The 11,736-nt window shown below is 72.3% G+C and carries 11 protein-coding genes; 8 read left to right on the top strand and 3 right to left on the bottom strand.

What is annotated here, in order from left to right:
* The first annotated feature begins 5 nt into the window (after positions 1 to 5).
* The 4 genes from K377_RS16250 (at position 6) to K377_RS16230 (ending at position 4,713) form a co-directional block, all read left to right on the top strand.
* The gene (locus K377_RS16250; RefSeq protein ID WP_111664038.1) at positions 6 to 443 is read left to right on the top strand and encodes a gamma-glutamylcyclotransferase; all 438 of its coding nucleotides are present in this window, start codon (positions 6 to 8) and stop codon (positions 441 to 443) included.
* Between the two features lie 382 nt (positions 444 to 825).
* On the top strand, positions 826 to 1,650 hold the full coding sequence (locus K377_RS16240; RefSeq protein ID WP_111664036.1) for a purine-nucleoside phosphorylase: 825 nt from the start codon (positions 826 to 828) through the stop codon (positions 1,648 to 1,650).
* A gap of 46 nt (positions 1,651 to 1,696) precedes the next feature.
* Positions 1,697 to 3,343 (top strand): phospho-sugar mutase, encoded by a 1,647-nt coding sequence (locus tag K377_RS16235; protein WP_181512579.1) that lies wholly within the window; start codon positions 1,697 to 1,699, stop codon positions 3,341 to 3,343.
* A gap of 170 nt (positions 3,344 to 3,513) precedes the next feature.
* Complete coding sequence (locus K377_RS16230; RefSeq protein WP_111664035.1) at positions 3,514 to 4,713, top strand: glycosyltransferase family 39 protein; 1,200 nt, start codon at positions 3,514 to 3,516, stop codon at positions 4,711 to 4,713.
* 1 nt (position 4,714) lies between these two features.
* Here the strand turns inward: K377_RS16230 and K377_RS16225 are convergent, their stop codons facing one another.
* Positions 4,715 to 5,341 (bottom strand): PH domain-containing protein, encoded by a 627-nt coding sequence (locus K377_RS16225; RefSeq protein WP_111664034.1) that lies wholly within the window; start codon positions 5,339 to 5,341, stop codon positions 4,715 to 4,717.
* A 568-nt stretch (positions 5,342 to 5,909) separates the two neighbouring features.
* Here K377_RS16225 and deoC point away from each other — a divergent pair.
* The 3 genes from deoC to K377_RS16210 are packed head-to-tail and all read left to right on the top strand — an operon-like array spanning position 5,910 to position 9,200.
* The gene (gene deoC, locus K377_RS16220; protein ID WP_111664033.1) at positions 5,910 to 6,878 is read left to right on the top strand and encodes a deoxyribose-phosphate aldolase; all 969 of its coding nucleotides are present in this window, start codon (positions 5,910 to 5,912) and stop codon (positions 6,876 to 6,878) included.
* A 5-nt stretch (positions 6,879 to 6,883) separates the two neighbouring features.
* On the top strand, positions 6,884 to 8,320 hold the full coding sequence (locus K377_RS16215) for an aldehyde dehydrogenase family protein (RefSeq protein ID WP_111664032.1): 1,437 nt from the start codon (positions 6,884 to 6,886) through the stop codon (positions 8,318 to 8,320).
* On the top strand, positions 8,313 to 9,200 hold the full coding sequence (locus tag K377_RS16210; protein WP_111664031.1) for an aldehyde dehydrogenase family protein: 888 nt from the start codon (positions 8,313 to 8,315) through the stop codon (positions 9,198 to 9,200). The genes K377_RS16215 and K377_RS16210 overlap by 8 nt, the downstream gene beginning before the upstream one ends.
* Before the next feature lie 62 nt (positions 9,201 to 9,262).
* On the opposite strand, the gene K377_RS16205 is transcribed toward K377_RS16210, so the two are convergent.
* Positions 9,263 to 9,661 carry a hypothetical protein gene (locus K377_RS16205; protein ID WP_111664030.1) on the bottom strand — a complete coding sequence of 133 codons (399 nt, stop codon included), beginning with the start codon at positions 9,659 to 9,661 and terminating at the stop codon, positions 9,263 to 9,265.
* Positions 9,662 to 9,801: 140 nt separating this feature from the next.
* Between K377_RS16205 and K377_RS16200 the strand changes: the two genes are divergently transcribed.
* A complete protein-coding gene (locus K377_RS16200; RefSeq protein ID WP_111664029.1) occupies positions 9,802 to 10,428 on the top strand; it encodes an ATP-binding protein in 627 nt (208 codons plus the stop codon).
* Positions 10,429 to 10,791: 363 nt separating this feature from the next.
* On the opposite strand, the gene K377_RS16195 is transcribed toward K377_RS16200, so the two are convergent.
* Complete coding sequence (locus tag K377_RS16195; RefSeq protein ID WP_111664028.1) at positions 10,792 to 11,565, bottom strand: SigE family RNA polymerase sigma factor; 774 nt, start codon at positions 11,563 to 11,565, stop codon at positions 10,792 to 10,794.
* Positions 11,566 to 11,736: the final 171 nt, after the last annotated feature.

Below are 11,736 nucleotides of genomic sequence, written 5' to 3'. Positions count from 1 at the left end.
GACCCATGTCGCTCTACGCCGCGTACGCCGGCAACCTCGACGCGCGGCTGATGAGCCGCCGCGCCCCGCACTCGCCGCTGCGTTCGACGGGCTGGCTCACCGGATGGCGGCTGACGTTCGGGGGCGAGCAGATGGGCTGGGAGGGCTCGCTGGCCACGATCGTGGAGGCGCCGCGCTCGCAGGTCTTCGTCGCGCTGTACGACATCGCTCCGATGGACGAGGACTCCATGGACCGCTGGGAGGGTGTCGGGCTCGACATCTACCGGCGGATGCGCGTACGGATCGACACCCTGGAGGGCGAGGAGCCCGCCTGGGTCTATGTACTGAACGGGTACGAAGGGGGCCTCCCCTCCGCCCGCTACCTCGGCGAGATCGCCGACGCCGCCGACTCGGCGGGCGCCCCCCACGACTACGTCATGGAACTCCGCAAGCGCCCGTGCTGATCACGTCCGGCCGCGCCCCCGTCGCGGCCGGTCGCGCAGTTCCCCGCGCCCCTGGGTTGCACGCCGACTGACGCCCGGTGGCCGCTTCTCGCGCAGTTCCCCGCGCCCCTGAGATGCGCACTTCGTGCGGCATCTCATCGACGGAGCCGCAGCCTCTGAAGGGGAGGCTGCGCGAAGCGCATGCCTCAGGGGCGCGGGGAACTGCGCGAGAAGCCCCACCGGGCCGCGGGCGAAGAACGGCCCGACCAGCCTCGACGGCGCCGGGGACGAATGATCCCGCACCCCAGCGGAGCGCTCTCGTCGGAAACGACAAGACAACGATCGCATTCCCGTGACCATCAGCATCTACGCGCGTAGGACATGACCGGCTACTCTCAAACGCGTGAACGCATCTGTTACTCCGGACCTCATCCAGGGCGACCCGTACGCCGCCGCCGACGCCGCCGCCGCGCGCCTGCGCGAGCTCACCGGTGCCGAGACCCACGACGTCGCCCTCGTGATGGGCTCCGGCTGGGCGCCCGCCGCCGAGGCGCTGGGCGCGCCGGACGCCGAGTTCCCCTTCACCGAGCTGCCCGGCTTCACCGGCGCGGCGGTGGCGGGCCACGGCGGCACGGTCCGCTCGTACCAGGTGGGCCAGAAGCGCGCCCTGGTCTTCCTGGGCCGCACCCACTACTACGAGGGCCGGGGCGTCGCCTCCGTCGCGCACGGCGTGCGCACGGCGGCCGCCGCGGGCTGCAAAACCATCGTGCTGACCAACGGCTGCGGCGGCCTGCGCGAGGGCATGCGTCCGGGCCAGCCGGTCCTCATCTCCGACCACATCAACCTGACGGCGACGTCGCCGATCGTCGGCGCCAACTTCGTCGACCTCACCGACCTGTACTCGCCGCGCCTGCGCCAGCTGTGCCAGGAGATCGACCCGTCGCTGGAGGAGGGCGTCTACGCCCAGTTCCCCGGCCCGCACTACGAGACCCCGGCCGAGGTCCGGATGGCCGGCATCCTCGGCGCCGACCTCGTCGGCATGTCCACCACCCTGGAGGCCATCGCGGCCCGGGAGGCGGGCGCGGAGGTGCTCGGCATCTCCCTGGTGACGAACCTGGCCGCGGGCCTGTCCGGCGAGCCGCTCAACCACGAGGAAGTGCTCCAGGCCGGCCGTGACTCCGCCGTCCGCATGGGCGAGCTGCTGACCCAGGTCCTCGCCAAGATCTGAGCCCGCCCCCACGTCCGTACGAACCAGTCGTCCGAAGGAAGTCACCGTGACCGTTGAAGGCAGCGCACTGCTCGACCGGGCGAAGGCCTGGCTCGCGGAGGACCCGGACCCCGAGACCCGCGACGAGCTCGCGGCGCTGATCGAGGCCGGGGACCTGACGGAGCTGGCCGACCGCTTCTCGGGCACGCTCCAGTTCGGCACCGCGGGCCTGCGGGGCGAGCTGGGCGCGGGGCCGATGCGGATGAACCGCGCGGTGGTCGTCCGCGCCGCCGCGGGCCTCGCCGCGTACCTGAAGGGCAAGGGACAGGGCGACGGCCTGGTCGTCATCGGCTACGACGCGCGCCACAAGTCGGCGGACTTCGCGCGCGACACGGCAGCCGTGATGGTGGGCGCCGGGCTGCGCGCCGCGGTGCTGCCCCGGCCGCTCCCCACGCCCGTACTGGCGTTCGCGATCCGGCACCTGGGCGCGGTGGCGGGCGTCGAGGTCACCGCCTCGCACAACCCGCCCCGGGACAACGGCTACAAGGTGTACCTCGGCGACGGCTCGCAGATCGTGCCGCCCGCCGACGCCGAGATCGCCGCCGAGATCGCCGCGGTGAAGTCCCTCGACGACGTGGCGCGGCCCGAGTCGGGCTGGGAGACCCTGGACGACAGCGTCCTGGACGCCTATCTGGCGCGCACGGACGCGGTCCTGGCGCCCGGTTCGCCGCGCACCGCCCGCGCCGTCTACACGGCGATGCACGGCGTCGGCAAGGACACCCTGCTGGCCGCGTTCGCCCGCGCCGGTTTCCCCGCGCCGGTGCTCGTGCCCGAGCAGGCCGAGCCGGACCCGGACTTCCCGACGGTGGCGTTCCCGAACCCGGAGGAGCCGGGCGCGATGGACCTGTCCTTCGCGACGGCCGGCTCGCTCGCCGAGGCGCCGGACCTGATCATCGCCAACGACCCGGACGCGGACCGCTGCGCCGTCGCCGTCCGCGACGGTGCCGCGTGGCGGATGCTGCGCGGCGACGAGGTCGGCGCGCTGCTCGCCGCCCACCTCGTGCGCCGGGGCGCCACCGGCGTCCTCGCCGAGTCCATCGTGTCGTCGTCGCTGCTGGGCCGGATCGCCGAGGCCGCGTCCCTGCCGTACGCGGAGACGCTGACCGGCTTCAAGTGGATCGCGCGCGTGGAGGGCCTGCGCTACGGCTACGAGGAGGCGCTCGGCTACTGCGTCGACCCCGAAGGCGTGCGCGACAAGGACGGCATCACGGCCGCGCTGCTCGTCACCGAGCTGGCCAGTGCGCTCAAGGAACAGGGCCGTACGCTGCTCGACGCGCTGGACGATCTGGCGCTCGCCCACGGGCTGCACGCCACCGACCAGCTGAGCGTGCGGGTCGAGGACCTGTCGCTCATCGCCGACGCCATGCGGCGCCTGCGCGAGACGCCTCCGGCGGTGCTGGCCGGGCTCGCGGTGACGTCGGCCGAGGACCTGTCCCAGGGGGCCGGTGGTCTTCCGCCGACCGACGGGCTGCGGTACGCGCTCGACGGCGCGCGGGTCATCGTGCGGCCGTCCGGCACGGAGCCGAAGCTGAAGTGCTACCTGGAGGTCGTGGTTCCGGTGGCGGACCGGGACTCCTTGGGTGCCGCCCGCACCAGGGCGGCCGGACTCCTGACGGAGATCAAGCGGGACCTTTCCCGCGCGGCGGGGATCTAGCGCAGGCCGCGGGGCTCCGCCCCGGACCCCGCTCCTCGATCGCCGGAGGGGCTTGATTGGGGCGCGCCGGTCCCTCGGACGGGTGGTTCCTGCCGGGGAGGCAGGCATGGGCAGGGGGCGACGGGAACGTTGCCCCCGGCCCATGTCCCCGTTCCCCAGGAGCCCCCTCCGTGCCGCCGAGCGCCGCCCCCGAGGCCCTTCTCCTCCCGCACGCCAGAAGGAGCCGCCCCGCCCCACCGGCGATCGTCCGCCTGCGCGCCCGCGCCGCCCGCTCGCTGCGCCGCGCGCTCCCCGCCCTGTCCGCGTTCGCGGCCGTACGTCTCTTCTCGCTGCTCGTCCTCGCGGTCTGGGCGCACAAGGAGGGCCACGGCGTCTGGCCGACGCTCGCCCGCGACTGGGACTCGAAGTGGTACCTGGGCATCGCCGACCACGGGTACGCCCACGCGCTCGGCACCGCGTACAACGCGAACAACCTGGCGTTCTTCCCGCTCTACCCGGGCCTGGTGAAGGCGCTCGCCGCGGTGACCCCGGGCTCGCGCGCCAGTGTCGGTCTCGTGCTGGCTGTGGCCTGCTCGTTCGTCGCCGCGTGGGGGATCTTCGCGGTCGGCGACCGGCTGTACGGCAGCCGGGTGGGGGTGACCCTGACCTTCCTGTGGGCGTGCCTGCCGGTCGGGCTCGTCCAGTGGATGGGGTACACCGAATCGCTGTTCACGGCGTGCGTCGCCTGGTCGCTGTACGCGGTGCTCACCGGCCGCTGGGTGTGGGCGGGCACGCTGTCCGCGCTGGCCGGGCTGACCCGGCCGACCGGCATCGCGATCGCCGCGGCGGTCTCCCTGTCGGCGCTGCTGACCCTGCGCCGCCATCGGTCGTGGCGGGTGCTGGCCGGTGGGCTGCTCGCGCCGCTGGGCTGGTGCGCGTACGTCGGCTGGGTGGGGCTGCGGCTCGGCCGCTGGGACGGTTACTTCGCCGTCCAGCGGTTGTGGCACAACCAGTTGGACGGCGGCGTGGAGACGCTGCGCCGGATGCGCGAGTACCTGGCGTACGACTCGACGCCCGAGCTGTTCCTGGTGCTGGTCTCGCTGACCCTGATCGCGGCGGCGGTGCTGTGGCTGCTGTCGCTCGCGGACCGTCAGCCGTTGCCGCTGCTGGTCTTCACCGGGGTGCTGCTGGTGATCGTGCTGGGCAGCGGCGGCGTCTACTTCCCCCGGGCCCGCTTCCTGCTGCCCGGCTTCCCGCTGCTGCTGCCGCTCGCGCTGGCGCTGGCCAGGACGACGTCGCGGCGGGTGCGGCTGCTGGGGGTGACGGGGGCCGTGCTCGGGGCCGCGTACTGCGGGGCGTACATGGCGCTGGTGTGGCCCAGCGCGCCGTGACTCAGCCGGTCGCGAGCAGGACGGCGAGGAGTACGGCGCCGATCGCGGCCGGGACGATGATCTCGTAGGCCCAGCGGACCGCCGGCTCGCCCTGCGCCGTGGGCTCCGCCGCGCGGGCCTCGCTCAGCTCGCGCAGCTCGTCCATCACCTGGTCGGTCGCGGCGCGGGTGGAACGGGTCTGGATGCTGCCCGTGCCGATCATCGAGCGCCGTCCCGGGTCGTCCGCGGCGGCGGCCCTCGCCAGGTTGCGCTGGGCCTTCTTGCGGCCGCGCAGGGAGACCGGGATCGACCACAGCTGGTACTTAATGCCGGACTGGTCGAAGACCTCGTTGGAGTACCCGGAGCGGAAGCCCGAGACGGCCGACCAGGGCAGGGTGATGGCCCGGAACGGGTTTCTGATCCGCAGCCGGTCCTCGCCCGCGAAGACCGCCGGGCGGAGGGTGAACGCGACGACGAGCGGGACCACGAGCAGCAGGCCCGCGAGGGCCACCCACGGGGTGCGGCCGGATCCGCCGATCACCGCGTCGATGCCGAGCCAGACGCCGAGCGCCAGCAGCAGGCAGCCGCCCGCGATGCCGGCGGGTGACCTGTATGCGCGGTCGTGGGTGGGCCCGGGTTCCTTCGTCATGGCGTCGATTGTGCCTGACGCAGGCCCGGCCAGTCCTTCGGGTGCGCCCCGGTGCGGGCCGGTCGCACAGTTCCCCGCGCCCCTGGGTAGTTCGTCGACTGACGGCCGGTGGCCGCTTCTCGCGCAGTTCCCCGCGCCCCTGGGCCGCACTTCGCCCGCGGGCCGGTGGCCGCTTCTCGCGCCGTTCCCCGCGCCCCTGGGTCGTTCATCGAGTGCGGGCCGGTGGCCGCTTCTCGCGCCGTTCCCCGCGCCCCTGGGTCGTTCATCGAGTGCGGGCCGGTGGCCGCTTCTCGCGCCGTTCCCCGCGCCCCTGGGTCGTTCATCGAGTGCGGGCCGGTGGCCGCTTCTCGCGCCGTTCCCCGCGCCCCTGAGGCAGGCGCTTCGCGCCGCCTCCCCTTCAGAGGCTGCGCCTCTGGTGATGAGATGGCGCACGCAGTGCGCATCTCAGGGGCGCGGGGAACTGCGCGACCAGCCACGACGGTGGCGCACCCGGGCGACAACCCATCGCGTCGTCGGGGAGCGACCCCTGTACAGCCGCTACGCGCGTAGATATGCTCCCCTCGTGACCATGTCCACTGCACCCGCATCAGCACCCGCCCAAGACCACGCCCTGGCCGACGCCACCGCCTCCGAGGCCACCCTGCGCCGCTTCCTCCAGGGGCTGCCCGGGGTCGACGCGGTGGGGCTCGAGGCGAGGGCCGCCGGGCTCGGCACCCGTTCCATCAAGACCACGGCGAAGGCGCACGCCATCGACCTGGCCATCTCGATGATCGACCTGACGACCCTGGAGGGCGCCGACACCCCGGGCAAGGTCCGGGCCCTCGGCGCGAAGGCCGTCAACCCCGACCCGACCGACCGCACGACCCCCCGCACGGCGGCGGTCTGCGTCTACCCGGACATGGTCGCCACGGCGAAGACCGCGGTGGCCGGCACCGAGGTGAAGGTGGCCTCGGTCGCCACCGCCTTCCCGGCCGGCCGCGCCGCCCTCGAAGTGAAGCTCGGGGACGTCCGGGAGGCCGTCGAGGCCGGGGCCGACGAGATCGACATGGTCATCGACCGCGGCGCCTTCCTCGCCGGGAAGTACCTGAAGGTCTACGAGGAGATCCGCGCCGTGAAGGAGGCCTCCGGCCCCGCCCGGCTGAAGGTCATCTTCGAGACCGGCGAGCTGTCGACGTACGACAACATCCGTCGCGCGAGCTGGATCGGCATGCTGGCCGGCGCGGACTTCATCAAGACCTCGACCGGCAAGGTGGGGGTCAACGCCACCCCGGCGAACACGCTGCTGATGCTGGAGGCGGTCCGCGACTTCCGCGCCGCGACCGGCATCCAGGTCGGCGTGAAGCCCGCCGGCGGCATCCGCACGTCGAAGGACGCCGTCAAGTTCCTCGTGATCGTCAACGAGACGGTGGGCGCGGACTGGCTCGACAACCACTGGTTCCGGTTCGGCGCCTCGTCCCTTCTCAACGACCTGCTGATGCAGCGTCAAAAGCTCACCACCGGGCGCTACTCCGGTCCCGACTACGTGACGGTGGACTGATCACCATGGCAAACCTGTTTGAGTACGCCCCGGCGCCCGAGTCGCGCTCGGTCGTCGACATCGCCCCGTCCTACGGGCTGTTCATCGACGGCGAGTTCACCGACGCCGCGGACGGCAAGGTCTTCAAGTCCGTCTCCCCGTCCACCGAGGAGGTGCTCTCCGAGGTCGCGCAGGCCGGTGAGGCCGACGTGGATCGGGCGGTGAAGGCGGCCCGCAAGGCGTTCGAGAAGTGGTCGGCGCTGCCCGGCGCCGAGCGCGGCAAGTACCTCTTCCGCATCGCCCGCATCATCCAGGAGCGCAGCCGTGAGCTGGCGGTCCTGGAAACGCTGGACAACGGCAAGCCCATCAAGGAGACGAGGGACGCCGACCTCCCCCTCGTAGCGGCGCACTTCTTCTACTACGCGGGCTGGGCCGACAAGCTCGACCACGCGGGCTTCGGCCCGGACCCGAAGGCGCTCGGCGTCGCGGGCCAGGTCATCCCGTGGAACTTCCCGCTGCTGATGCTGGCCTGGAAGATCGCCCCGGCGCTCGCCACGGGCAACACGGTGGTCCTCAAGCCCGCCGAGACGACCCCGCTCTCCGCGCTGTTCTTCGCGGACATCTGCCGCCAGGCGGGCCTGCCCAAGGGTGTCGTCAACATCCTTCCCGGGTACGGCGACGCGGGCGCGGCGCTGGTCGCGCACCCGGACGTGAACAAGGTGGCGTTCACCGGATCCACGGCCGTCGGCAAGGAGATCGCCCGCACCCTCGCGGGGACGGACAAGAAGCTGACGCTCGAACTCGGCGGCAAGGGCGCGAACATCGTCTTCGACGACGCCCCCCTCGACCAGGCGGTCGAGGGCATCGTCACCGGGATCTTCTTCAACCAGGGCCAGGTCTGCTGCGCGGGCTCGCGCCTCCTCGTCCAGGAGTCGATCCAGGACGAGCTGCTCGACAGCCTGAAGCGGCGCCTGACCACGCTGCGCCTCGGCGACCCGCTGGACAAGAACACCGACATCGGCGCGATCAACTCCGCGGAGCAGCTGGCCCGGATCACCGCGCTCACCGAGACGGGCGAGGCGGAGGGCGCCGAGCGCTGGTCGGCGCCGTGCGAACTGCCGTCGTCCGGCTACTGGTTCGCGCCGACGCTGTTCACGAACGTCACGCAGGCGCACACCATCGCCCGCGACGAGATCTTCGGCCCGGTCCTGTCGGTCCTCACCTTCCGTACGCCGGAGGAGGCCGTCGCCAAGGCGAACAACACGCAGTACGGGCTCTCGGCCGGTATCTGGACCGAGAAGGGCTCGCGCATCCTCGCGGTCGCGAACAAGCTCCGTGCGGGCGTCGTCTGGGCCAACACGTTCAACAAGTTCGACCCGACCTCGCCGTTCGGCGGCTACAAGGAGTCCGGCTTCGGCCGCGAGGGCGGCCGTCACGGCCTGGAGGCGTACCTCAGTGTCTGACCGTTTGAGTGTCCTCAAGACCTACAAGCTGTACGTGGGCGGGAAGTTCCCGCGTTCCGAGAGCGGCCGGGTATACGAAGTGCAGGACGGTAAGGGCAACTGGCTCGCGAACGCGCCGCTGTCGTCCCGCAAGGACGGCCGGGACGCGGTCGTCGCCGCGCGCAAGGCGTTCGGCGGCTGGTCGGGCGCGACCGCGTACAACCGCGGGCAGGTCCTCTACCGCGTCGCCGAGATGCTGGAGGGCCGCCGCGAGCAGTTCACGCGCGAGGTCGCCGAGGCCGAGGGGCTGTCCAAGTCGAAGGCGGCCGCGGTCGTCGACGCGGCGATCGACCGCTGGGTCTGGTACGCGGGCTGGACCGACAAGGTCGGCCAGGTCGTGGGCGGGGCGAACCCGGTCGCGGGCCCGTTCTTCAACCTCTCGACGCCCGAGCCGACCGGTGTCGTCACGGTCGTCGCGCCCCAGGAGTCGTCCTTCCTCGGCCTGGTCTCGGTGATCGCCCCGGTCGTCGCCACCGGCAACACGGTGGTCGTGATCGCGAGCGAGAAGTCCCCGCTGCCCGCCCTCTCCCTCGGCGAGGTGCTGGCCACCTCGGACGTGCCCGGCGGCGTCGTCAACATCCTGTCCGGCCGCGCGTCGGAGATCGCCCCGGCGCTCGCCGCCCACCAGGATGTCAACGGCATCGACCTGACCGGCGCGGACGCGGCTCTCGCCAAGGAGCTGGAGATCGCGGCGGCGGACAACCTGAAGCGCGTACGCCGTCCACAGCCTGTGGAGGACTTCACGGCCGACCCGGGCACGGGCCGCCTGACGACCTTCCTGGAGACGAAGACGGTCTGGCACCCGACGGGTTCGCTGGGCGCGTCCGGCTCCTCGTACTAGCCCCCCGCAGGGTCCGCGGCCCCGTCCCCTTCTCCGTCCGGGAGGGGGCGGGGCCGTCCTGGTCAGTTCGGCAGCAGGTGCGTCGCCGGACCCACCAGCGGCAGATCGTCCAGGGAACCGCCGCTGGTCAGCGGCGCGGTGACCGCCGCCGTGCTGAGCGGCGCGAAGTCGGCGAGCTGGGTGCCCACCGCGTTGTCCAGCGGGTCGACGCCGGTGTTGGCCAGCGGGTCCAGCTGGAGCGTCTTCAGCGTGCCGAGACCGGTCGCCGTCGAGCCGTGCAGGGCGCCCGTGGCGGCCTGGGTCGCGCTCGTGAGGTCGGAGCCGTCACCGGTCGGCACCGCGGCACCGGCGGCGCCACCGCCCGCGACGAGGGCCGCGCCTGCGGCACCCACGACGAGGCCGGCGTTCAGCAGCGAGCGACGGGTACGGGTGGAGGACGTGGACTGTGCGTGTCGGGCCATGGGATTGCGCCTGGACCTTTCGGAGTTCGGCATGCGGAACGGGTAACCGCGTAACCACGTAGCGTAGTTGACGTGGCGCCCGCCACAGGGACACGACGCGGGGTCGGCGGCCGGGCCCCGATGGCGCACACTGTTCTCTCGTGAGCACGCATCCTCCGATACCCACCCGGGTCGTCCTGCTGTCCGGCCCCTCCGGCTCCGGCAAGTCGTCGTTCGCGGCACGCTCGGGGCTTCCCGTGCTCTGCCTCGACGACTTCTACAAGGAGGCGGGCGATCCCACGTTGCCGCTGGTGCCGGGCACCTCGGACATCGACTGGGACTCCACCGACTCCTGGGACGCCGATGTGGCGGTCGCCGCGATCGTGTCGCTGTGCGAGAAGGGGCGTACCGGCGTGCCCGTGTACGACATCGCGACCAGCTCGCGCGTGGGTGAGACGGCGCTCGACATCGGGCGCACTCCCCTGTTCATCGCTGAGGGGATCTTCGCGGCCGACATCGTCGCGCGGTGCCGGGAGCTCGGGGTGCTGGCCGATGCGCTGTGCCTGCGCGGGCGCCCATCGACGACGTTCCGTCGCCGGTTGCTCCGTGACCTGCGCGAGGGGCGCAAGTCGGTTCCGTTCCTGCTGCGCCGCGGGTGGCGTCTGATGCGCGCCGAACGCGCCATCGTGGAGCGCCAGGTGGCGCTGGGCGCGCACGCCTGTGGCAAGGAGGCGGCCCTGGGTCGTCTGGCCGCCGCAGCGGCCGGCCGCTGCACCGTCCCCGGCTGACAACCGGCGACCACGCCTCGCGCAGTTCCCCGCGCCCCTGGGCAGTCCTTCGGGCGCGGCTCTCGTCGTGGCTGGTCGCGCAGTTCCCCGCGCCCCTGAAGGCATGCGCTGCGCGCAGCCTTCCCCTGAGCGAGCGCAGCTCGCTTCAGGGGCGCGGGGAACTGCGCGAGAAGCGGCCACCGGGCCGCACACGAACGACTACCCAGGGGCGCGGGGAACTGCGCGACCAGCCCCCACCGGAGGCGCACCCGACAACGCGCCTAAAAAAAGAGCGGGACCGGGAAGACCCCCCGGCCCTCCGGTCCCGCTGCCATCCCCGTAACGCCCCGCTCCCCCGAACAGGGCCCCCGTTGCCCCCCAGCCTCAGGCGACAAGCTCGCCGAAGGACTCTTCCTGGTCACGGCCGAAGCTGAGCACCTCGTCCTCACGAAGCCGCCGCAGCGACCGCCAGATGCTGGACTTCACCGTGCCGACGCTGATGTCGAGGATCTCCGCGATCTCGGGGTCCGTACGACCCTCGTAATAGCGGAGCACGAGCATCGTGCGCTGCAGTTCGGGAAGCCGGGCCAGCGCCTGCCAGAGCACCGCGCGCAGCTCGGTGCCGCGCATCGCGTCCGTGTCGCCGGCCGTCTCCGGCAGCTCCTCGGTCGGGTACTCGTTCAGCTTGCGGCGGCGCCACGCGCTGATGTGCAGGTTCGTCATGGTGCGGCGGAGGTACCCCCCGACCGCCGCCTTGTCACTGATCCTGTCCCAGGCCCGGTACGTCGAGAACAGAGCACTCTGGAGAAGGTCCTCGGCCTCGAACCGGTCACCGGTCAGGTGGTAGGCGGTTGCGTACAGGGAGGCGCGCCGCTCCTGGACGTAGGCCGTGAACTCGGCCTCCGACAGCGACGGACGACGCTGATCCCCCGATTCCTCCCTGTACGCGGCTCCCCCGTGGCCACCCCCGTGACCCCCGTCGGCCACCGCCTCGTACCCGTCGAGCACCGTCATGTACGACGTGTGCTGACGCCCGGTGCCGCGAGCGCACCCCCGCCCGCTCACGGCACCGGACTTCTCGTGTCGGTCGGCCCGGACCGTCACGTCGTGCAGGCGCGTGACAACTGCGCTCGAGCTGGTGCTGTGCAGCGTGTTCATCTCGCGCCCCCCGTCGTGGAGTCCGGTTCTTCCTGCGGTGTTTCGCTTGCTCATCGCGGTGGTTCCTTGCGATGTCCAAAAGCTTGCCCGGGTGACTTCATGACGGTGTCCGCCGACTGTCACAGACCTGTCACAGGGATTCCGGCTGTGCGGGTCGGGTGTGGGAGGGCT

This window comes from Streptomyces sp. PsTaAH-137 (genome assembly GCF_003259365.1).
Lineage (GTDB): Bacteria > Actinomycetota > Actinomycetes > Streptomycetales > Streptomycetaceae > Streptomyces.
The sequence above is the reverse complement of the archived record's forward strand: the minus strand, read 5'-3'. Positions and strand labels throughout refer to the sequence as shown.